The sequence below is a fragment of the Paenibacillus sp. FW126-R14 genome, assembly GCF_058789495.1.
The window spans coordinates 143,580-166,799 of record NZ_JBYTBS010000003.1; the positions used below are offsets into that span (position 1 = coordinate 143,580).

General features: G+C 46.4%; 21 protein-coding genes. All 21 read right to left on the reverse strand.

Annotated elements, in window-relative coordinates:
• Positions 1 to 65: 65 nt before the first annotated feature.
• The gene (locus AC3WRW_RS03135) at positions 66 to 932 is read right to left on the reverse strand and encodes a 2-oxoacid:ferredoxin oxidoreductase subunit beta (RefSeq protein ID WP_171685923.1); all 867 of its coding nucleotides are present in this window, start codon (positions 930 to 932) and stop codon (positions 66 to 68) included.
• The gene (locus AC3WRW_RS03140) at positions 920 to 2,668 is read right to left on the reverse strand and encodes a 2-oxoacid:acceptor oxidoreductase subunit alpha (protein WP_492544899.1); all 1,749 of its coding nucleotides are present in this window, start codon (positions 2,666 to 2,668) and stop codon (positions 920 to 922) included. The genes AC3WRW_RS03135 and AC3WRW_RS03140 overlap by 13 nt, the downstream gene beginning before the upstream one ends.
• Positions 2,669 to 2,872: 204 nt before the next feature.
• Positions 2,873 to 3,814: a dipeptidase gene (locus AC3WRW_RS03145; RefSeq protein WP_492544901.1), complete on the reverse strand. Its 942-nt coding sequence runs from the start codon at positions 3,812 to 3,814 to the stop codon at positions 2,873 to 2,875.
• Between the two features lie 124 nt (positions 3,815 to 3,938).
• Complete coding sequence (locus AC3WRW_RS03150) at positions 3,939 to 4,199, reverse strand: stage V sporulation protein S (protein WP_028558349.1); 261 nt, start codon at positions 4,197 to 4,199, stop codon at positions 3,939 to 3,941.
• 114 nt (positions 4,200 to 4,313) lie between these two features.
• Entirely contained in the window at positions 4,314 to 5,108 is a 795-nt protein-coding gene (locus AC3WRW_RS03155; RefSeq protein ID WP_492544903.1) for a TIGR00282 family metallophosphoesterase, read from the reverse strand.
• A gap of 171 nt (positions 5,109 to 5,279) precedes the next feature.
• Positions 5,280 to 6,821 (reverse strand): ribonuclease Y, encoded by a 1,542-nt coding sequence (gene rny / locus AC3WRW_RS03160; RefSeq protein ID WP_171685927.1) that lies wholly within the window; start codon positions 6,819 to 6,821, stop codon positions 5,280 to 5,282.
• A 389-nt stretch (positions 6,822 to 7,210) separates the two neighbouring features.
• Positions 7,211 to 7,900, reverse strand: a complete 690-nt coding sequence (locus AC3WRW_RS03165; protein WP_492544905.1) for a regulatory protein RecX — start codon at positions 7,898 to 7,900, stop codon at positions 7,211 to 7,213.
• A 78-nt stretch (positions 7,901 to 7,978) separates the two neighbouring features.
• Positions 7,979 to 9,025 (reverse strand): recombinase RecA, encoded by a 1,047-nt coding sequence (gene recA / locus AC3WRW_RS03170; RefSeq protein WP_492544907.1) that lies wholly within the window; start codon positions 9,023 to 9,025, stop codon positions 7,979 to 7,981.
• A 169-nt stretch (positions 9,026 to 9,194) separates the two neighbouring features.
• Positions 9,195 to 10,445 (reverse strand): competence/damage-inducible protein A, encoded by a 1,251-nt coding sequence (locus AC3WRW_RS03175; RefSeq protein ID WP_492544909.1) that lies wholly within the window; start codon positions 10,443 to 10,445, stop codon positions 9,195 to 9,197.
• Between the two features lie 42 nt (positions 10,446 to 10,487).
• Entirely contained in the window at positions 10,488 to 11,075 is a 588-nt protein-coding gene (gene pgsA / locus AC3WRW_RS03180; RefSeq protein WP_492544911.1) for a CDP-diacylglycerol--glycerol-3-phosphate 3-phosphatidyltransferase, read from the reverse strand.
• Positions 11,072 to 12,400, reverse strand: coding sequence for a 30S ribosomal protein S12 methylthiotransferase RimO (gene rimO / locus AC3WRW_RS03185; RefSeq protein ID WP_492544913.1), 1,329 nt, complete (start codon positions 12,398 to 12,400; stop codon positions 11,072 to 11,074). Before rimO ends, pgsA begins: the two co-directional genes overlap by 4 nt.
• 126 nt (positions 12,401 to 12,526) lie before the next feature.
• Positions 12,527 to 13,018: a YajQ family cyclic di-GMP-binding protein gene (locus tag AC3WRW_RS03190; RefSeq protein WP_492544915.1), complete on the reverse strand. Its 492-nt coding sequence runs from the start codon at positions 13,016 to 13,018 to the stop codon at positions 12,527 to 12,529.
• Between the two features lie 144 nt (positions 13,019 to 13,162).
• On the reverse strand, positions 13,163 to 14,035 hold the full coding sequence (locus AC3WRW_RS03195) for a helix-turn-helix domain-containing protein (RefSeq protein WP_492544917.1): 873 nt from the start codon (positions 14,033 to 14,035) through the stop codon (positions 13,163 to 13,165).
• A 49-nt stretch (positions 14,036 to 14,084) separates the two neighbouring features.
• The gene (locus AC3WRW_RS03200; RefSeq protein ID WP_379171917.1) at positions 14,085 to 14,828 is read right to left on the reverse strand and encodes a DUF3388 domain-containing protein; all 744 of its coding nucleotides are present in this window, start codon (positions 14,826 to 14,828) and stop codon (positions 14,085 to 14,087) included.
• Between the two features lie 120 nt (positions 14,829 to 14,948).
• Complete coding sequence (locus AC3WRW_RS03205; RefSeq protein WP_492544919.1) at positions 14,949 to 15,800, reverse strand: hypothetical protein; 852 nt, start codon at positions 15,798 to 15,800, stop codon at positions 14,949 to 14,951.
• 91 nt (positions 15,801 to 15,891) lie between these two features.
• Positions 15,892 to 16,143 carry a DUF3243 domain-containing protein gene (locus AC3WRW_RS03210; protein WP_492544921.1) on the reverse strand — a complete coding sequence of 84 codons (252 nt, stop codon included), beginning with the start codon at positions 16,141 to 16,143 and terminating at the stop codon, positions 15,892 to 15,894.
• A gap of 97 nt (positions 16,144 to 16,240) precedes the next feature.
• Complete coding sequence (ymfI, locus tag AC3WRW_RS03215) at positions 16,241 to 16,996, reverse strand: elongation factor P 5-aminopentanone reductase (RefSeq protein WP_492544923.1); 756 nt, start codon at positions 16,994 to 16,996, stop codon at positions 16,241 to 16,243.
• Positions 16,993 to 18,282, reverse strand: a complete 1,290-nt coding sequence (gene yfmH / locus AC3WRW_RS03220; RefSeq protein WP_492544925.1) for an EF-P 5-aminopentanol modification-associated protein YfmH — start codon at positions 18,280 to 18,282, stop codon at positions 16,993 to 16,995. The genes ymfI and yfmH overlap by 4 nt, the downstream gene beginning before the upstream one ends.
• Positions 18,283 to 18,285: 3 nt before the next feature.
• Positions 18,286 to 19,566: an EF-P 5-aminopentanol modification-associated protein YfmF gene (yfmF, locus tag AC3WRW_RS03225; protein ID WP_492544927.1), complete on the reverse strand. Its 1,281-nt coding sequence runs from the start codon at positions 19,564 to 19,566 to the stop codon at positions 18,286 to 18,288.
• 100 nt (positions 19,567 to 19,666) lie between these two features.
• Positions 19,667 to 20,461 (reverse strand): spore cortex-lytic enzyme, encoded by a 795-nt coding sequence (gene sleB / locus AC3WRW_RS03230; protein WP_492544929.1) that lies wholly within the window; start codon positions 20,459 to 20,461, stop codon positions 19,667 to 19,669.
• 133 nt (positions 20,462 to 20,594) lie between these two features.
• Positions 20,595 to 23,162: a DNA translocase FtsK gene (locus AC3WRW_RS03235; protein WP_492544931.1), complete on the reverse strand. Its 2,568-nt coding sequence runs from the start codon at positions 23,160 to 23,162 to the stop codon at positions 20,595 to 20,597.
• Between the last annotated feature and the right edge of the window lie 58 nt (positions 23,163 to 23,220).

Genomic DNA, 23,220 nt, shown 5'->3' on the forward strand with positions numbered 1-23,220 from the left:
GTCAGTATGGCCGCCCAGCAAAAAGGGCATACGGAGTATCTCCATATGCCCTCAACGTACAACGATTATTTGAATTCAGTGAGCATTTTGTTGAAGTCTGCTTCTGAAATTTGAAGATTTTGTTTCGACAGTCCTTCTTTTGCGAAGCTAGGAATAGAATCTTCATAACTCTTTTTATCTTTGTTTTGGTAAATGATACCTGTCAGCATGGAGTTGGTTTCCATGATCTTGGTCATTGCCATTACGCGATTTGTGTAGTCGTAATCAGGAATTTCATCAAGATCTACGATGTTTTCTTTGAACCAGTCATACGTGTTCACTTTATTGAAAGTTACGCATGGGCTGAAAACGTTGATCAAGGAGAATCCTTTGTGGTTCAGACCAGCTTCGATAACAGCTGTTAACTGTTTCAAGTTGCTGGAGAACGATTGTGCTACGAAAGTTGCGCCTGCAGCCATAGCTACTTCTAACGGAGAAATAGCGGACTCGATTGTTCCAAGCGGCGTGCTTTTCGTTTTGAAGCCTTCCGCACTACGCGGGGATGCTTGACCTTTTGTCAAACCGTAAATTTGGTTATCCATTACGATGTAAGTTACATCGATGTTACGGCGAATTGCGTGTACCGTGTGACCCATACCGATTGCGAAACCGTCTCCGTCACCTCCGGAAGCGATAACTGTCAAGTCGCGGTTAGCCATTTTCACACCTTGTGCGATCGGCAGCGATCTGCCGTGAATACCATGGAAGCCATAAGCATTGATATAACCGGAGATACGACCGGAACAACCAATACCCGATACGATAGCCAAACCTTCAGGCTCTAAACCAACATTAGCCGCTGCGCGTTGAATAGCCGCTTGTACGGAGAAGTCTCCGCATCCTGGACACCAATTCGGCTTTACATTGTTACGAAAGTCTTTTAATGTTGCCATGCTAAAGTCAACTCCTTACATTTTTGTTCGATCTCTGCTGGAAGGAACGGATTACCGTTGTATTTCAATACGTTAATAATTTTATCTGCATGACCGACATGCAGTTTAATTTGATCTGCTAGTTGACCAGTTGCGTTGTTCTCAACAACGATAACTTGTTTTGCTTTTTCAACAAGCGGTCTCAACTGCTCAGCCGGGAATGGATGAATCAAACGAACTGTCGCGTGATTTGTTTTGATGCCTGTTTGTTCAACGCGGCGTCTTGCTTCGTCAATTGTACCGCCAGTGGAGCCCATGCCGATGATCAGAAGATCCGGGTTCTCGTAAGGAGCATCCGCTTTGATGGCGTCAGTTACTTGAATGTGTTTCAACTTCTCAAGACGTTTATCCATCATTTTTTGACGGTTTTCCGTGCTCTCGGACGGACGGCCTGTTTGGTCGTGCTCAACCCCTGTTACGTGGTGAAGACCATGTTTCACGCCTGGAATTACACGTGGAGACACACCGTTCGCTGTGAACTCATAACGTTTGAACAATTCGTTGGCAGCAAGCTCAGGAGCTTCTGTTACCAAGTTTCCGCGGTCGATCACGATGCGGTTGTAGTCCAGCATTTCAGCGGATTGTTTACCCAAGGAAAGCTGAAGGTCCGTCATCAGAATGACTGGGCATTGGTATTTCTCAGCCAAGTTGAAAGCTTCAATCGTGTCGTAGAAGCACTCTTCAATTGTGCTAGGAGACAATACGATTTTCGGAATTTCACCGTGCGTACCGTATACCATTGCGTTCAAATCGGATTGTTCTTGTTTCGTTGGAAGACCTGTACTTGGACCGCCGCGCTGTGTATCAACGATAACAACCGGTGTTTCTGTCATACCAGCCAAGCCAATAGCTTCCATCATCAAGGAAAGACCAGGACCAGCGGAAGCTGTCAGAGCACGCGCACCAGCGTAGTTAGCGCCAATGGCCATTGTGCAAGCTGCGATCTCATCTTCCGTTTGGATAACGGTACCGCCGAATTTAGGAAGCGCTTTGATCAAATATTCCATTACCTCGGAAGCCGGTGTAATCGGATAGGCAGGCATGAAACGGCAGCCGGCAGCTACAGCTCCAAGAGCGATTGCATCGTTACCGATCATGAACAATTTTTGCTTGCCGTCAGCCGGCTCTAATTGGAAGTCAGCGATAGGGCCGCCTGCCAATTCCAGAACGGATTCAGCACCTTTGCGTACAGCTTCAACGTTTTTCTCAACGACAGCCGCGCCTTTACGTCCGAACTCTTCTTCTACAGCTTTATTAAACACATCAAGCGGCAAACCGAGCAGCGCCCAAGATGCACCAGATGCGGCCATGTTCTTAAATAGGGATGTTCCTAGTTCTTCTGCAATTGCAGTAATCGGAACCGGAAACAGACGTGCTTTAATTCCTTCAGGTAATACCGGGTTAAATTTGGCATCTGCAACGATTACTCCGTTGTCACGAAGCTCGTGAGCATTGAAATCGATACTTTCTTGGTCAAAAGCTACCAGAATGTCCAAATCATCTGAAATTGCGCGAATCGGTTTGGTGCTGATGCGAATCTTGTTATTTGTATGTCCCCCCTTAATCCGTGAAGAGAAATGACGGTACCCATACAAATAGTAACCGAGACGGTTCAATGCAGTAGAGAAGATACGGTCAGTACTTTCGACCCCTTCACCCTGTTGACCTCCGATTTTCCAAGATAACTGACTAATCACCGTACGTCCACTCCTTTTGATTGTAGCTGCTCGAAGACATTAAAAGCTATTTTGTAAGTAAAAAAAGATGATGCAATAAAAAAAATCTTTCACTGTCAACCAAATTCTATGCCTTTACGGAGTAAAATGCAAGGGGTACAAACAAATCTAACAGATAGAGTTTTTAGATCGAACCTATATCAATATTAGATTGATTCGCAATTTTCATTTCGGCAGGTTTGCCAGCATGAAATTACGCCAATTTTCGAACAAAAACGCTTCAACTTGCGCTTCCCTGTAGTTCTTGCAAAGGGCTTCAATTAGGTTTTCGTATTGTCCGGCATGTCTCAGCCCTTTGACCCATTGTTCAATGCCGTCAAAATCAGATCCGAAACCGATATGCCTCTCTCCCCCCAATGAGCAGACGTAATCAATATGTTTGAGCAGGGCCGGGATTGGAACAACCGGATTCACGCTTTCGACAAAGTAAGGAACAAATGTGATGCCCATCAGTCCCTGACATTGAATGATAGCTTTCACTTGATCGTCTGATAAATTTCTTGGATGGGGACATATTTTCTGCGCATTCGAGTGGGAAGCGATAAAAGGTTTCTGATAGATCTCGACCAATTCCCAGAATGCCGCCTGCGATAAGTGCGACACATCTGCTATTATACCCATAGTTTCGAATTCTCTTAACATCAGTTTCCCTTTTCTTGTGAACCCCCCTTTCCTAGGCTCCATAACCCCGTCAGCGGCCCAATTCGCGTAGTTCCAAGTAAGTCCTATACTCCTTACTCCAAGGTGGTATAGGATTCGCAAATGAGTGAGATTGCCTGCTAACGCATCTACACCTTCTAGAGTCAGAATAGCGCCTACTTGCTCTCCCGCTTCCACATCGTGCCAATCTTGCACATTTTGAATGAAACGCATGCCGGGATGGCCAACGATTTTACGGTGAAATAGATCAACCATCTGCAGAATATGCTCGAAAGCAGGCTGCTGGGTCGCATCCGATAAGTAGATGGCAAAACATTGCACCTTAATTCCCGCCTGCCGCAGCCTCGGATAACTGACATCCAAGTCCTGTTCTTCCTTGCCGAAATCTAGTTTAGGGTTCGCATACAGTTTCGTAAGCGCATCGCAGTGACCATCCATGATTTTCATCCCTTTAGCCTCCTCATCTATCGCTAAACAAGACAAAAACCTCTTGCACAGAGGTTTTTGGCAAAGAATAAAAAACCTGTCTACAGGGTAAACAGGCTGCATGCATTATGTATGGTACCGCTGATTACCTCGGCTCTACAATGAGTTTAATGGCCGTCCGATCTTCCCCGTCAATCACGATATCTGTGAAGGCTGGTACACAAATTAAGTCAACTCCGCTGGGCGCCACAAATCCTCTTGCGATCGCTACTGCTTTGATGGCTTGGTTTAGGGCGCCTGCACCGATGGCTTGGAGCTCTGCCGCCCCGCGCTCGCGCAAAACACCTGCCAATGCACCTGCAACGGAGTTTGGGTTGGATTTTGCTGAAACTTTTAATACATCCATGAATAGTACCTCCTCGGGAATGATGGATAGTTCCATTAACCATCATATTCTCGAGGCTGCCTAAACATGACTTGCCGCTAACAATCAAATATTCGCAATTATCTGAATCATAGACTAATCCATGAAAACTTGATCTTCATCGTAGCGAATGAGCTGTATTCCTTTGGACAGACCCGTTTGATCGTCCAATTCAATAACGACCGCATGGAAATGCCATTTCCCTTCATCGGTCACGAAACGAACAGGCAGCTGCGTTTTAAACTTCTGCAGCACGGCATTTCGCTCGACACCCAGGATCCCATCGCGCGGGCCTACCATCCCTACATCCGTTACATAGGCCGTGCCCTGCGGCAATACACGGTTGTCATTGGTTTGCACATGGGTATGCGTGCCGACTACGGCAGACACTTTCCCATCTAAATGCCAACCCATGGCAATTTTCTCGGAAGTCGCTTCCGCATGGAAATCGACAAAAACAAATTTATGTTTCTTTTTATCTCCTTCAAGAATCTCATCCACTTTTCGAAACGGACAATCGATTGGCGGCAAGAATGTGCGTCCTTGCAAGTTAATGATAAGCAGCTCCTGATCCTTGACCTTAATGACCGTATGTCCCCTTCCCGGTGTTCCGGGTGGAAAGTTGGCCGGCCGTACCATTTTCTCGTCCCGGTCAATAAAATCAAAGATTTCTTTCTGATCCCATGTATGATTGCCCATTGTAAGCGCCTGAATGCCCATCTCATAGATTTCTTTCGCGATGGCTGACGTAATCCCTTTGCCGGCAGCCGCGTTCTCCCCGTTGGCAATGAAGACGGCGTGAGGATGCAATTGCTTTAATCGTGGCATGATGCTTTTCAACGCTTTTCGTCCGACAGATCCAACAATATCTCCAATGAATACAATTTTCATAACAAATAGATAGCTCCTTTATAAACATAGATACGGGATGGATAAGCTCCACTGGCACTAGTAACGGTAACGGTAACGGTAACGGTAACGGTAACGGCAATGGCAGCGGCAGCTTCCCTCCTGAAAATAAGGAAAAGTGGCTGTATCAGCCACTTTTCGCATTGGTTACTCTTATTTAGCGTATTCAACTGCTCGTGTTTCACGAATGACCGTAACCTTAATATGTCCTGGATAATCGAGTTCACCCTCGATTTTTTTGGTAATATCGCGGGCCAGACGGAATGCTTCGGTATCATCCACTTTCTCCGGTTGAACCATAACGCGTACTTCACGGCCTGCTTGAATGGCGTATGATTTCTCAACACCTTCAAAAGATTCCGATATTTCTTCGAGCTTTTCCAAACGCTTAATATAGGTTTCGAGCGTTTCCCTGCGTGCTCCAGGTCTAGCCGCGGATAAGGCATCTGCTGCTCCGACTAACATCGCGATAACGGATGTTGCCTCCACATCGCCGTGATGCGAAGCAATACTGTTAATGACGACTGGATGCTCTTTGTATTTCTTACCAATCTCAACACCGATTTCGACATGAGATCCTTCAACCTCGTGGTCAAGCGCCTTACCGATGTCATGAAGCAGCCCGGCACGTTTCGCCAAAGTTACGTCTACCCCGAGCTCCCCGGCCATCAGTCCAGCCAGATAAGCTACCTCCATGGAATGCTTCAACACGTTCTGACCATAACTTGTTCTAAATTTCAGTCGACCTAAAATCTTGATCAAATCAGGATGCAATCCGTGAACGCCCACCTCGAACGTGGCTTGCTCCCCATATTCGCGGATACGCTCGTCCACTTCTTTACGGGATTTCTCAACCATCTCTTCGATGCGAGCAGGATGAATTCTTCCATCAGCAACTAGCTTCTCTAAAGAGGTACGAGCAATTTCACGTCTGATTGGATCAAATCCAGATAAAATAACGGCTTCCGGCGTATCATCAATAATAAGATCAATACCCGTTAATGTTTCCAGTGCACGGATATTGCGTCCCTCACGACCGATGATGCGGCCTTTCATTTCTTCATTTGGCAATGAAACAACAGAAACGGTCGTTTCAGCAACATGATCTGCAGCGCAACGCTGAATGGCAAGCGTGATGATTTCACGTGCTTTCTTATCGCCGTCTTCTTTGGCCTGCGTTTCAATTTCTTTAATAAGCTGTGCGGTTTCGTGACGTACTTCCTGTTCTACATTCGTAAGAATAATGCTCTTCGCTTCTTCCATAGTAAGACCTGAGATACGTTCTAACTCCGAAACCTGGCTTTTATAAAGCTGATCAATTTGATTTTGGGTATCCTCGATCCGCTTCTCTTTGTTGGCAACTTGCTCTTCTTTACGCTCGAGAGATTCTAATTTTTTATCCAGCGATTCCTCTTTTTGCAACAATCGTCTTTCTTGTCGTTGAATTTCATTCCGACGCTCACGAATGTCTTTTTCAGCTTCGGACCTAAGCTTATGCACTTCGTCCTTTGCTTCCAGAACCGTTTCCTTCTTCAGTGCTTCTGCTTCTTTCTTAGCAGCTTCTCTAATCTGCTCAGCGGCTGTTTCAGCACTGGAAATTTTCGCTTCTGCAAGAGATTTACGGATAAAATAACCAATCCCTAAGCATGCAGCTCCAACAATGAGAATGATCGCGATCCAGATGAAAGTCATCATCTTGTTCACCTCCTCGTTGGTTTCTCCAAGGTGTTAGCCTGGGATTCCGTTCGGTTTTTTAATCCGATTTTTAATTGTTTGACTAGTCATACATACCCCTAAGTTAAAAAAGAGTATGGCTTTTAAATGAATGCGCACTGTGCGTTAGAGGCACATTAGTGCTAATAATCCATAATCAACAGTGTAAAAATTGGCGGTTTTTACAGCTGTCCTCTCAAAATCAATGAAATTAGTATGATTTTGAATACATTATGAAAATATACACTGTTATTTTATCTTTTGTCGAAGAAGCTTGTCAAGCGATGTTCCATGAGAACATCATCTTGATCTGCCAAATGTCACCAAAAAGGTTCATGCCATGAATGAATTTCAGCAACTATTTAATGCCATTAATAATCAAAAGTCTCGTCTAAGATCTCGAATTCATCCTCGCTCGGCTCACTGCTTAATTGTCCGAGCACCTTATTTACGATTGCTCCTGTATACCCTCTGCGCATCAGAAACGCGGCTGTTTTTCTTTTCTTATCGAATGTTTCGCCGGAAGTTTGCTTCCATTTCGTTTGGGCAAGCTTCATGGCACCTGCGAACTCATCCTCCGGATTAATGTTTTCCATCGCATGTTTAACAAGCTCTTTATGGATGCCTTTCTGCTGAAGCTCTTGACGCACCAGATTACGACCTTTTTTTTGAGATATGATACGGCTGTCCGTCCACATCTTCGCAAATTCCTCATCATTGAGGTACTTCTGCGAGGCTAATTTCTCTATGACCCACTCGATAACCGGCGGTTCATAGCCTGTTTCTTTGAGCTTGCGTTTCAACTCGCTGGTTGAATGCGGACGTCGGCCGATTACGCGCAAAGCCTTCATATAGGCGTTGTTCCGCTCTTCGTCTTGAATAATGCGTTCTATTTCTTCCTGATTTACGGTTTCCCCTTTGGCTAAACGATGTTTAATTAAAATGTCTTCATGAACGGAAAAAGCGTACTCTTCATTCAAAAATATATTATAGCGGTGCTTGCCCCGCTTCTGTTTCTCCACCATCGTGATTATGGACGTCTGTTGTTCTTCCTGCTCCAACCTCTCAACTCCTTTTAATAAACGAAAGCACCTTAACCCGAGGTTTAAGGTGCTTTCGTGGCATGATCTAGTTGAACTTTAGTCGATAGCCTCTTCTAGTTCTTCATCATCTTCATCGTCAACATTTGGCCCAATTGCGATAATCAAGTTGCTGTTCTCGCGAATTTTTTGCTCAATGGTTTCGGACATTGCTTTGTTCTCTTTCAAAAACTGCTTCGCATTCTCACGACCTTGGCCCAGACGTTCGCCTTCATAGGAATACCAAGCTCCGCTTTTGTTCACGATATCCATCTCTGTCCCGATATCAATGATACTGCCTTCGCGCGAAATTCCTTCACCGTACATAATATCCACTTCCGCTTGTTTGAACGGAGGAGCTACTTTATTCTTAACGACCTTAATTCTCGTGCGGTTACCCACCATGTCATTACCTTGTTTGATTGTTTCTACGCGTCGAACATCCAGTCGAACAGATGAGTAGAATTTCAGCGCACGGCCGCCGGGAGTTGTCTCGGGATTACCGAACATAACGCCAACTTTCTCACGCAATTGGTTAATGAAAATCGCAATAACCTTCGATTTGTTGATCGCTCCGGAAAGCTTACGAAGTGCTTGTGACATAAGACGGGCTTGCAGACCCACATGGGAATCCCCCATCTCGCCCTCAATCTCTGCTTTAGGCACGAGCGCCGCGACGGAGTCGATTACGATAATATCTACAGCACCGCTTCTTACAAGCGCTTCTGCGATCTCTAGCGCTTGCTCGCCCGTATCCGGCTGGGAAAGCAGCAACTCATCTATGTTAATGCCGAGCTTACTTGCATAAGAAGGGTCCAAAGCGTGCTCCGCATCGATAAATGCAGCTTGTCCGCCAACCTTTTGGACTTCAGCGATAGCATGTAAAGCTACTGTTGTTTTACCTGAGGATTCTGGTCCGTATACTTCGATAATTCTTCCGCGTGGGAATCCACCTATGCCAAGTGCAATATCAAGGGCTAGCGCTCCGCTTGAAATTGTTTCAACTTGCATATGAGTTGATTCTCCAAGCTTCATGATGGAGCCTTTTCCGAATTGTTTCTCAATTTGTCGTAATGCATTATCAAGTGCTGCGCGACGATCTGTCAAAACACTCACTTCCTTCTATCATTATAGGTATATGATAACTTGTTTCGAGGTGTTTGCCAAGCATTTTTTCGAACATACATTCGACTTTTTCGCGAACAAACAAAAAACCGTAACAAAGTTATCGCTTTGCTACGGTTCTTCCGTTAACTCCTTTAATTATATGCGAACTCTATATTTCTTTCAACTGTTTCCATAAATGATAGAGCGCGCTCTTCGCCGACCTGTGTTTAATGGACTCCCGGTTTCCGGAAAGCTGCAGAGCAATCACTTCGGTTTGGGCATTCTTCTGAGCAAAACCTATGTAAACCAGACCCACCGGCTTGCCTTCGGAAGTGCCTGGACCGGCTACTCCCGTAACGGAGATGGCAAAGTCGCTTCCGGCCTCCGTCATCAAGTTGTCCGCCAGAATGGCAGCCGTTTCGCGGCTCACAGCTCCTGGAGCCTCTTCGCCTTCCAGCACCTCCATAGGAACGCCTAGCAGCTTATGCTTTAGCGCATTGGAATAGCAAATAATTCCGCCGAGGAAAGAGTTCGAGCTTCCCGGGATCGACGTAATTAAATCGCTAAGCAAGCCCCCTGTGCAGCTTTCAGCAACAGCCAGTGTCAACTTGCGCTCATCAAGCATTTTCAGCACGATCGTTTCAATCGGAACATCTTGGTCCGCATAAATATGCTGGCCTAAGCGGTTTCTAATCTCTTGCTCGGTTGCGAATAATTTGCTCTCGCCTTCTTGGATGGAGTGCGCACGCGTCGTTAAACGAATCGTCACTTCACCTTCTTTGGCATAAGGGGCAATGGTTGGATCGGACTGGGCTTGTATCAAATCAAGCAGTTGATACTCTAAATTGGATTCGCCGATGCCGGCAAATTTGAGCATTTTGGAATATAACGGAACTTCATCTTTCATGACCGTACGCAGCCAAGGAACCGCATGCTTCGTGAACATGGGCTTCATTTCTTTCGGAGGTCCCGGAAGCAGGATGAAATGCGTCCCCTCATAGGTGAGGGCAACGCCAACTGCAAGCCCTGTTTCGTTATGTAACGGATCGCTGCCTTCAAGCATTAGCGCTTGGCGTCTGTTGCTTTCAACCATATGGATTCCGCGTGAATGGAACATTTCTGTAATTGCTTGCATGGATGGCTCATGAATGACCAGCTGACGGCCTGTATGCGCCGCTAGGACATCTTTGGTCAGGTCGTCCTGGGTTGGACCAAGCCCGCCTGTACAAATGACGACATCCGCCCTGGAAGCGGCTAATTTGAAGCTTTCCAACAATCGCTGTTCATTATCGCCGACTACCGTCTGGAAATACATGTCAACGCCGATCGCGGCACATTCCCTGGAAAGGAATTGGGCGTTCGTATTTACAATTTGACCAAGCAAGAGCTCTGTTCCAACAGCAATAATTTCTGCTTTCATCCAAGCTTCCTCCTCTAAATAGAAAAAAACCAATAGGTTGCCCTATTGTGTCTTTTCTGTAAAATCTATGACATGCTTATTTTTAACAAAATACTCGATTCCTGAGTAGACCGTAATAATGGCCGCTGCCCAACTTGCTATGACATCAAAGGGAATGTTCAAAAACGTAAACGGAAAATTATTGATAAGCAGTGCAATGATGGCTGTGATCTGAGCTGCCGTCTTCGCTTTTCCCCATTTGCTAGCCGCCATCACGGTGCCTTCCAGGAGAGCAATTTGGCGAAGACCTGTAACCGCCCATTCTCTGCTGATAATGACAATGACAATCCATGCATCTACTTTACCCATTTCCACTAACGAAACGAGCACAGCCGTAACAAGCAGCTTATCCGCGAGCGGATCAAGCAGCTTGCCCAAATTGGTTACAAGATTGCGTTTTCTGGCAATGTAACCGTCTAAACTATCTGTGCTCGCTGCAATAATGAAAATTAGAGCAGCAATAATTTGATTATACGTTATGCTAAATTCCTCAATCCGTATATGAGGGAATTTGACCTTGATCAACAGAAAAAACATGATGATCGGTACTAGTAAAATCCTCGCAACGGTGATGCGGTTGGCCAGGTTCATGCAATTACCTCCCCGGATAGGTCAAACTCATAGGAGTGGGTAATGCGCACTTTAGCAAGCTCGCCGATCGTCAGCTTACCGTTGGATACGAATACTTCACCATCGATTTCCGGAGCATCAAATTGAGAACGCCCGATGTAAACATCGCTTCTGCCATCGTAACGCTCGATTAACACGTCGATTTCTTGACCGATGCGGCGTCCGCCGCGGATATTCGAAATTTCACGTTGAATTTCCATAATCGCATTCGCACGGTACTCTTTCACATCGTCAGGGACTTGATTCGGCAGACGGGCTGCCGGCGTATCGTCTTCTTTGGAATAGGCGAACACACCGAGACGATCGAACTGCACATCGCGAACAAACTGCTTCAAGTTCTCGAAATCCTCTTCCGTTTCGCCAGGGAAGCCGACAATCAATGAAGTACGCAGGGCGACATCCGGGATCGATTCGCGAATTTTGCGAACCAGCTCGCGAGTATCCTTTTGGCGTCCAGGTCTGCGCATGCGCTTAAGAATCGAATCTTCGCTGTGTTGAAGCGGCATGTCGATGTACTTGCATACCTTCGGATTCGTCGCCATAACTTCAATCAGCTCATCGCTAAAGAAACCAGGGTAAGCATAGTGCAGACGCACCCATTCAATACCTTCCACCTCGCTCACTTTATTGAGAAGGGTAGGCAGCATGAAGCTATCGTAAAGATCGGTTCCATAATTCGTAGAATCCTGCGCGATCAAGCTAATTTCTTTCACGCCTTGTGAAGCCAAGTTAGCCACTTCCGCTACAATGGACTCCATGCTTCTGCTCTTAAAGCTGCCCCGCATGATCGGGATACTGCAAAATGTACACGCATTATCGCAGCCTTCGGCAATCTTCACATACGCCGTGTATCTAGGGGTCGTAACGAGCCTTGGCAGGTCCGCATCATAATTAAACACCGGATTCCCGACGAGAACCGGTCTTTTTCCGCGCAGAGCTTCATCTACGATATGATTGATTTTATCAAAATCTCCCGTTCCCACGATTCCGTCAATCTCCGGCATTTCGTCCAGCAGCTGTTTCTTGTAACGTTGCGTTAAGCAGCCTGAAACGATAAGCGCCTTCAGATTCGCTGTTTCTTTCAGTTCTGCCATATCCAAAATTGTATTCACGGATTCTTCTTTCGCCGCATCGATGAACCCGCAAGTGTTCACGATAATGACAGTGGCATCTTCCTTGTTCTCTACAAGTTGAAAACCACGTCCATGTATTAATCCTGCCATAATCTCGGAATCGACCATGTTTTTCTCGCATCCGAGGGTTACTACTTTAACCTTTTCTGTCATGAAAGAAACAACCTCCAATAGTCCTAAAAACGCTCCCTACAAGTATAATACAAGCCCTATAGGGTGTCAAAAGTAAAAACCCCCTAGATACAGGGGGATTCTCTTTCAAAAACGTCGTATGTATGCCTATTTTAGGTTTACAAATTGCAAATCAAGAGGAATGTCTGCCTTGCGGAGCAGCGCGATGACAGCTTGCAAATCATCTCTGCTTTTCCCGGTAACCCGAATTTGATCGCCTTGAACTTGTGTTTTCACCTTGAGCTTGGAGTCGCGAATAAGGATATTAATTTTCTTCGAATTTTCTTGATCGACACCTTGCTTCATGCTGATTTTCTGTCTCACGGTTGAGCCGGCAGCCGGTTCTACTTTACTGTAATCGAGATTTTTGATTGAAATCCCGCGTTTCGTCATTTTCGCATGCAGGATGTCCAATACGTTCTGCAGCTTGAATTCATCATCGGAGGTAACGACCAGTTGATCCTTATCTAATTTAATGCTGCTTTTGCTGCCTTTAAAATCAAAGCGGGTCAATATCTCTTTTTCCGCCTGCACAATGGCGTTATTTAATTCCTGCATATCCACCTTGGATACAATATCAAACGAGCTTTCTGAACTCATCTTCGACCAAACACCCTTTCCATCAAATTACATTAGCATTATAGCAAGAAGTCTTCTAAAAAGAAACATCCCGCAGCTCCACGGCGCAGGATGTCTCTGGGGAAATGATTCATTGCCCGGGAAAGCGCAGGAAACGCCAAAATGCTAGCTTTTCTGCAAATTTAGCTGCACCCGCTTCGGATTAGGCGTATCGCCGACAGGAACTACGGTGCCATTAACGTTAAGCTCCAGCGCACTCGCCGCACCAACGTTCAAATAGGCTGAACTGGTTAAATCGAAGGTGTCCGTATCGCCCTCTTTGTACAGCTTCTGTCTAAGCATTTCCTTAGCGCCTCCGTCTGAAAGAGCATCAACTCGAATCCAGCAGGAGCCGGTAATTTTCATCTGGATATTCAAATGTGCAGTGCCTGTAATCGTATAGTTGTCTACACCTTTTTCATTACTGCTGAATTTAACTTGTACGGCCGGTGGCGGTGGTGTCAGCGTCGGGGTCGGAAGAGGCACCACTTTACCTTCACTGGACGCATACGTTGATGTAGTCGGCGTCGCGCCTGCCCCAGGATTCGTGGAATTCGTTATTCTCGGCGACTGCGTTTGAGAAGACTTATCCCCTGCCGGCGTTCCCTTGTAATTCTTATATGTATAATAGTACACGATTCCGAAAATGAGCAAAATAAAACAAATAAACATAACGCTGGAAGCCCACCGGCTCATTTTCTCCGTATTGCGAACACTCGTTCTATTCGTGCGAATCGTTTCTACAACCGGCTTTTCCACGACTGGAGAAGGATTCGTTGTTTCGTACATATTCAGCACTTCAGTTGGATCCAGTCCTACCGCTTCCGCGTAGCTTTTAATGAAAGCCCGCACATAGAAGCTTCCAGGCAGCACTTTATAGTTTCCTTCCTCAATGGCTTCAAGGTAGCGTTTGCGAATTTTTGTAACTTCCTGCAAATCATCAAGCGAAATTTTCTTTTCCAATCGTGTTTTACGTAAAATGTATCCAAGATCAGACATTATGGTCACCTCCTCGCGGGAATCCTATTAGTTAATGACGTTACAAACCTTAAAAAGGTTCGGAAGTGTACGTAAAAGAATCGTAATTGATTTCCTCGTCCGGGCTGTTGCGAAGTTCAATAATATAATCAAAGTGATTATATGTGTATTCGGATTCGCGAATAAATATATCCGGGTGCTCAATGACCTTCGTCGAAGGCATCGCCATAATGTCCTGCAGCAGGCTGTGATGCTTCTCATTCGAACGAATCGTGGAGACGATGCCGTCGATAATGAACACGTTGTTAGGGGTCATTTCATCTTCGGATAGTTGACTGCGAACCGTTTGTCTAAGCAATGTCGAAGAGACAAAGGTCCAACGCTTATTAGCGCAAACGCTGCCTGCGATGATGGACTCTGTTTTGCCAACGCGCGGCATGCCGCGAAGTCCGATCACGTGGTTGCCCTCCCGTTTGAACACCTCGCCCAAGAAATCGACCAAGAGACCCAACTCATCGCGGGTAAAACGAAACGTTTTGCGGTCATCGGAATCGCGTTCAATATATCGCCCGTGGCGCACGGCCAAAATATCAACCAATTTGGGCGGCCGCAGCGCCGTAATAGTAATATTATCTACTTTTTTCAACATTTTACCCATTAAGTCAATTTTTTCTTCGTCATTCGTTTGAAGAAGCATGCCGCGCGTCCGGTCTTCAACGCCGTTAATGGTTACAATATTAATGTCCAGCATCCCCATCAAGGAAGCAATATCCCCTAGGAGTCCGGGACGGTTTTTGTGAATCTTATACTCCATATACCATTCTTTAACGTCCAATCCTTCCACCTCATCGCTGTATCTGTAACGTTCAATTTGTCATCTCATCAAATAAATTCTACAATTTTCGCTAAGTTCCTTCTCAAAAACGCATGAAATTTATTTCATTTTTAGTTCGGTAAGCTCTGTTGCATTGTAATTCATAGGACCTTTATGCCATGACACACTTGTCATAGCAAGAAGCCGGTCATCTAAGATTTGCGGCCAGTTCAGTTCAGCCGATAAAGAGTTGGAGATATCCATCACGGATACGCCGAGTGTTTTTGCTTTCTGCAATTGCGCCTCTGTCGCCGGGGAATAGAAAATGATCCATTTCGCAAAATGCTGTCTCGTTTGAAACGATAACTGTTGGAACCACTGTTCATTATTGTCAAGCAAAACAATGTGATCCGCCTCTTCGGAAGGCGCCCATTCGGAAGGAATCGGGCGGTCGCTTCGCGTCACCCACTCCACGCTCACATTCTGAGCTAACAGTTCTTGAATCCACTTCGATTTCAACGCTTCAATCTGCTGGGCATCGATTTGCAGAATAGCTGCCTGGTCAACCGCCGTGCTGGCCGTTCCGTTCACATCAAGCTGACTTTGTAACAAAGTCCATTTACCCGCATTGAGCCCTTGCTGAATCACTCCATTCGCCGATGGGAACAAATCGTTGCCGATAACATATATGTAGTCGTACGAGCTTGTTTTCAACTTCGTAAGCACACGATCGTCAAGCGCGCTCAAATCGTTGATCCAATCGTAAGCTATGAAATTGACATCCCTCCACTTTTGAAGAGCCGAGCCAATTGCTTGTTTGGAAGGATCGGACAGATTAGCGCTTGAGAGCATCAAGACAGACAATTTCTTCTCCATTAACTCCTGCTTTATGACAGGAATACCTCGATTTCCGCAGCCTGATACAAGGAAAGATAAGAGCAAAATCACCAGCATAGAACGTTTGATCTTCATTGAATTCGATTCCTTTCCACCTAAAAAGCGTGCAAAAGCCTCCGAAAGAGGAGGCTTTCACATAGTACCTTATTGAATTGTAAAACGGTTATTAACCTTTGTCTACTAATTTTACCATGAGGCGGGCAAGCGTGCGTTTCTCCTGCTCGTCCCCTGCATCCCACAGCTCTTTGAGCACACGTTCCTGCTCATTTTCCGGGTCAACTTTATCTGCTAGAAATTCGCCGATTTGAAAAGCGAGCTTGGAGATGGTTTCGTCGCTCATCCCCGCTTGTCCGGCTTGACTGACACGCTCAGCCAGAAACTCTTTCCACTTATCAAATGCTTTAAGTACGGTAGCCATTGTAAGAAGCCTCCTTTGAGTTGAGAGAAATGGTCATTACATAAGTAATATTCGCTTCTCCGTTTGGAATTATGCGCGGCGTTCTTACAAATGGCGACTACGTCAACCATCCGCCATTGGGGCTTATGATTTGACCGGTAATATAACCCGACTCCGGAAGGGCCAGGAAATAAACGAGCGAAGCGACTTCATGAGGCATAGCAAACCGGCCTACCGGAATCTCGCTGGCAATGGCATCCCGCTCCTCGGTTTGAAAGCCGGCCATCATCTCGGTTTCTACTGCGCCAGGCGCTACGGCATTCACCGTAACTCCGGAGGGAGCAAGCTCTTTGGCCAGCGCCTTGGTGAAGGCATTCAGCCCTCCTTTGGCCGTTGAGTAAACAACTTCACAGGAAGCCCCGGAGATGCCCCAAATGGAGGACACATTAATAATTCGCCCATACTTCTGCGAAATCATTGCTTGCATAAACGTTTGCGAACAAAGAAAAGCTCCTTTGAGATTAACGTTCATAACGGAATCCCATTCTTCTTCGCTAACGTCCGAAAGCATGCCGTAATGGGCAATGCCGGCATTGTTCACGATAATATCGGGCACCATTTCTTTTTGTTCCAGCTTATCCCGCATGGCCAGTATTTGTTCGCGGGATTTGACATCCGCAGACACTGTCAATACCTTAGCGCCATGCTTCATGCAGGATCTGGCGACTTCGTTAGCCGCCTCGTGGGAGTTGCGGTAGTGAATGACCACTTTCATCCCTACCGCGGCGAAGCGCTCGGCAATGGCTGCTCCTATCCCCCTGCTAGCTCCCGTAACGAGCACGGTTTGTTCGCTGAATGGTTTGGAGAAGGTCACGACTTCTCACGACTTTGTACGATCGAGACAGCAAGCTTGCTCCAGTCAAAATGCTCTCTAAAGCGCTGATTAACATCGTTAAGGGTAATCTGCTCATAGACCGGCAAAATGTCGAACAAGTCAATGCCTTTGAATCGGTATTTCGTAAACTCATTGGCTATCGATTCCGGCGAATTCATCATCCGCAAGAAATTGCCGATTTTCTTTTTGCGGCTGCGTTCAAAGGTAACCTCATCGAGTCCCGGACTCTTCCGCTTTTTAACTTCTTCACGGATGCGCGCGACAAGTTGATCAGGGTCTTTGGTATCTCCGCCGAGAATAGAGAAGGCATACCCGTCGCTGCAATTATATTCATGGCCAAAATTATCCGAAATGAGCTGTTCATCATAAAGCGCTTGATAAATCTCGGAACTGGAGCTGAACAAAATATCCAGCATTAATTTCGTCGTCAGTTCCCGGACCAACAGCTCTTTCCCTTTCACGGAAGGCGCTTGTTCCTTGAAACCGATTAAGCATTTGGGCATCGACACCGGAAGAAGGGTAACTCTGCGCGCTTCCTTAACCTCTAGCGGCTCTTCCGGGAAAAATCGTTTGATATCCCCTTGGGGAGGAAACGTTTTGCCGGCTTGATTTTCTTTGACAAGCGCGATTACCTCTTCGGCATCCACGCCGCCAACGACGAACAAGCTCATATTGCTGGGATGATAAAACGTGTTGTAGCATTCATATAACGTTTCTTTGGTAATTTCAGAAATGGATGCCACTGTTCCCGCGATATCAATATGAATCGGATGCTTGGCATACAAAGATTCGATTAATCCGTAATAGCTTCTCCAGTCTGCATTGTCTTCGTACATTTTAATCTCTTGCCCGATAATACCTTTTTCCTTTTCCACATTTTCATCTGTAAAATAAGGATTTTGCACAAAGTTAATTAATGTCGTTAAATTTGTCAAATAGTTGTCTGTAGACGAGAACAAATAAGCGGTCCGGTCAAAGCTTGTAAAAGCGTTCGCCGAAGCTCCGTTCGAAGCAAAGGTGGCGAAAATATCGCCTTCAGGCTCTTCGAACATTTTGTGCTCAAGAAAATGGGCGATGCCATCCGGCACTTGAACGGCGGCTTTGCCTTCCACTTGGAAATCATTATCGATGGACCCGTATTGTGTTGTGAACGTCGCATACGTTTTCTGGAAACCTTCTTTGGGCAGAACAAACACATGAAGCCCATTATCAAGCACTTCGTGGTAAATCGTTTCACCCAAATGTGGATATGGAATAACTTTCATGGCCTACTCTCCCTTCTGATCCCGCAAAAAGTAAATCGTATCCAGCTGCACACGTTTAGCCGCTTCAGCGATCGCGGGAATATCGATCTGTTCCACAGACTCGATCAAACCTGTTACTGTACGTTCTTTGCCGGATAAAATCGCATTAAAATCAAAAGAAATTAATTCGAAAGCGGAATCCTGAATTTCACGAAGCTGATTCGCGATCATAGCACGGGTTTGGCTTAGTTCGATATCATTGATATCTCCCTGTTCCATAGCCGCTAACTGCTTGCGAATAATATCGACCGCTTTCTCGTAATTCGCCATTTCGATACCGGATTGAATCGTTAGAATTCCTTTGTGCCCATCGAATCGAGAAGATGCGTAATAAGCGAGGCTTGCTTTCTCACGTACATTGATAAACAGCTTGGAGTGCGGATATCCGCCCAAAACTCCGTTATACATAAGAGCTACTGGATATAGCTCATCGCCGTATGAAATGTTCGTACGCAGCCCCATGTTCAGCTTGCCTTGGTTAACGTCCAATTTCTCAACGATTGTCTTGATCTCGCCTGATGCCCCTCGCGGAGCCGTTGCAACGTAACCGACATCTGATTTCCGTTCAATCTTGAACGCGGTTGAAACGATGCCTTCAACTTCGGCCAGCGTCGTATTTCCAACTACGTAAATATCAATAGGCTGCGATTGAAGCCACTGTCTATATTGTTCGTAGAGCTGTTCCGGATTGATACGGTCAAGATCATCTATTTTACCCAATGGATGAAGGCGATACGGATCGTCGCTGCACATTTCCTCGATACAACGCTCAGCAGCGTAACGGATTTTATCATTAATAACGGATTCAATCCGTTTCTGGAGCGTCTGTTTTTCGGAATCTACATATTTACTGCGAAAATGTTGACCCTCAAGTGCCGGCCGGGTTAACGTTTCTCCGACAAATTCGAGACCTTGTTTCAAAAGCGACTGCGCTGACTTTACGAAACGGTCGTTAATAATATCCATTCGCAGCTGCACAATTTGATAATCGCCTCGTTTGTAAATGTCAAAACCGAAGCCTGCGCCATACAGATCGTCCAAATACTCTCGAAATTGTTTCGTTTCCGGTCGTAATTCCGTTCCTCTGCGTAAAACAAAAGGCGTCAGTGCCGTACACGTGACCGCTTCTTCGTCTAAGGGGCGGCCTATGTACACGGAAATAGCAAACGTTTTGAACCGATCTGTCGGCAGTACATGCAAACGAATATGATTCAGCGTACTGCGCTCAAATTGTATATGCTTCAAAGGTCTGTCTCCCTTCTAAGATCGTAATAGTTCCATTATATTCCTACATGAAGAGGAGAAGCAACCGATGCAGGTTCCTTCTCCTTGTCCACTTCCTAAATTATTTACAGAAAATATGCTTGCCAATCACTTTAACCTGCGGTCTCGACCAGATCCACTTGGATGTCGCTGTTTCCGGATTAAAGTAGTAAATGCAGCCGCCTGACGGATCCCAGCCGCCCAGTGCGTCTCTTACCGCTTTCTTCGTGGATTCGTCAGGAGTCAGCCAGATTTGACCATCGGCTACCGCTGTGAATGCGCCAGGTTGAAAAATAACACCCGAAACCGTATTCGGGAAGCTTGCCGACTTCACACGATTCAAAATGACAGCCGCTACGGCAACTTGACCGATATACGGCTCTCCGCGAGCTTCGCCGTGTACCGCATTAGCCATCAGATTAATGTCTTGTTCAGAGAGCCCGAGGTTATTGGATGGCACGAGATTCGGCGGTTTTTGGTTAGCACCCGCATTATCCGATCCACCACCGCCTCCACCTCCGCCTGTATTGCCTCCGGTCGTAGGCGCTGTAGGTCTCCAATTTTTTGTAGCTTCCCAGAGCCTAAGCTTAGTCTTGGGCCCTACGATGCCGTCAACAATCATTCCAAACTCACCTTGGAAACGTTTCACGGCTGTGAGCGTTCTGTACCCGAAATCGCCGTCAATATTGCCTCCATAAAAACCAATGAACTTCAAACGGCCCTGCAGCTCGTAGACGTCAGAGCCTGTAGCTCCATATCGGATTTCAGTTTTGCTGAACGTTTCTTCCGCCGGCGGATTGAACTTTCCTTTCAATTGAAAGGCGACAACCAGCACAAAAACAATGCAAAAGGTAAGTACAATTAGTCGTTTATTCATTCCCCTTCTCAACCTCACTTTTCAAATAAGAGCCTTTTCTTGCTTTTCTTGCTTATTATGAGAAAGGGGGTCGCGGTTTATGCAAACAAAAACACTCCCCGTAAGGAGAGTGTTCAGATAATTCGTTTATTTCCTAAGAGCTAATCCGGTTATGGTGATATTGTTCGATGGACATCAGCACTTCACGAGGCTTGCTTCCTTCGTAAGGGCCGACTACTCCTTTAGCTTCCATGGAGTCAACCAGCCTTGCTGCACGCGTATAACCGACTCTCATGCGTCTTTGCAGCAATGAAACGGAAGCTTGCTTCGCTTCCAATACAATTTGAACGGCTTGGTCATACAGCTCGTCCTCAACCTCGTTCTGCTGCTCCGGCATTTCTTCCACCTGCGGAACTAACTCTTCCTGGTAATTGGCTTGCTCTTGCGTTCGTACAAAACCAACGACATGTTCAACCTCTTGATCGGACAGGAAAGCTCCCTGCACACGTACCGGCTTGGAGGCGCCTACCGGCAAATAAAGCATATCCCCACGGCCAAGCAGCTTCTCCGCTCCAACCATATCCAGAATCGTCCTTGAATCCACCTGTGAAGAAACGCCGAACGCGATACGCGAAGGGATGTTCGCCTTAATAACGCCCGTGATGACATCAACAGAAGGACGCTGTGTGGCAATAATCAAGTGAATGCCTGCAGCACGGGCCATCTGTGCCAATCGGCAGATCGAATCCTCGACATCGTTAGCCGCGACCATCATGAGATCGGCTAACTCGTCTACAATGACGACGTAGTAAGGCAGAGGAGCCGCTGTGCCGCTTTCGGTTAACATTGCGTTGTATCCTTCAATATTCCGCGTGCCGCTCTTGGAGAATAGCTCGTAGCGTTTCTCCATCTCGACGACGACTTTCTTCAGTGCCAGCGAAGCTCGGCGAGGATCTGTGACAACAGGCGCCAGCAGATGCGGTATCCCGTTGTATACATTCAATTCGACCATTTTGGGATCGATCATCAGGAACTTAACTTCATTCGGCTTAGCCTTATAAAGGATACTCGTAATGATCCCGTTGATACACACGGATTTTCCTGAACCCGTAGCTCCAGCAACAAGTAAATGCGGCATTCTGGCCAAATTCCCTACGATGGGTTGTCCGGAAATATCACGGCCTAGCACGACTGACAACCGGGAGCTGGATTCTTGAAAAGCGGATGTTTCCATAACTTCACGCATCGTAACGACGGAAACCTCCAGATTCGGAACCTCAATGCCGATTGCAGATTTACCTGGAATCGGCGCCTCCATCCGAATATCCTTCGCAGCGAGCGCCAAGGCAATATCATCGGTTAGCGAAACGATTCTGCTTACTTTTACCCCGACATCCGGCTGAATTTCATAGCGTGTAACAGCAGGTCCCCTAACAACCTCGAGCACTTTGGCGCGAACGCCAAAACTTTCTAAAGTCGCTTCCAGCTTCCTGGCATTGGCTTTGTAGTCAGACATTTCGCTGCCTTTGCCAACTGCCGGCCTCGCCAGCAAATCGAGCGAAGGCATCTCGTAAGGACGCGTGTGAACGACAGGCGCGTTCTCCTGAAATTCCACAGTGACTGGCTCATCATCAGCCGCTGCATCGCCAACCGCGGCAGCTTTAGGCTTAGGCGGCACGTTTGCAGAAGCAGGCGCAGCCGCCGGTTTAACGGATTGCTGCGCTTCTTGAAGCACCTGCTCCTGAAAATCGCGTATAATCGGCGTGACGGGCAGATCCTCAGCAGAGTCAACTGCTGCAGTCTGCGCATCATTTGATTTATATACGACTTGTTCCGAAGCATCCGTTTCGTCTGCATTATGTACAAACTCTTCATTCTCTTCATCTGAAGCAGCCGCCGGCTTCTTCCGGCCTTCCTTAATCGGTCGCAGCAGCTCCATAATAAGCGGCGATTTCTTCTTTTTCACCGGTTTGAACATTTCTTCATCGAACTCGTCATCGACCGGGACATAAGCCGGCTTTTTCACTTTCTTCTCGTTAGCGCCCGCAGAGGAAGATGAGGCAGCGGCCCGTGGTTGTCGCGCTTCCCGGTCCTGCAGCCACTCTTTCATTCTGTCCTTGAAATTCTGGCTGACATTGCTGAATCGGCCGTGAATAACGTTTCCGATGTCCACATAAGAAATGCCGGTAGCCAGAATAAAACCTATCACAAATAAGGCATATTGGATCAATCTCGCTCCCAAATAGTCGAACAAGAAGTATAAGATGCTATACAGAATGCCGCCGATCATTCCTCCGCCGATCCCGTGTTCGAGCGCAGCCCTTCCAGCTTCCGTCGGATGCAGTCCTTCCAACATGGCTTCCCATGTCGATGAAATGATCTTACCTGACGTGAAACCGCCATCCGGATATAACTGAGCAAATAAATCAATGTGATTCTTTATCAGCAGTCCAAGAATAAACAGCAAAATGCCTGCTTTCTTAGGCGTTATCATTTCTGGCCAAGCGCGTTTGATCATGGCATACAAGGCTACATAGATGAAAATGAGCGGCACTAACGAATACCACGTTCCAACAAAAAAACGGAAAAGATAAATCAGCGAGTTCCCGACATGTCCTTGATGGGCGAGTGCAACAACGGAGAAAATCAAGATGAGAATCCCGTACAATTCGAATAACAAACTTGTTTTTAATGCTTTACTTTTCTTCTTGCGTTTCGCCACTTTTGTCACCCCCAAGTCCACATTATACCATATTTGGCTTGAGGGAAGATACAGGAAC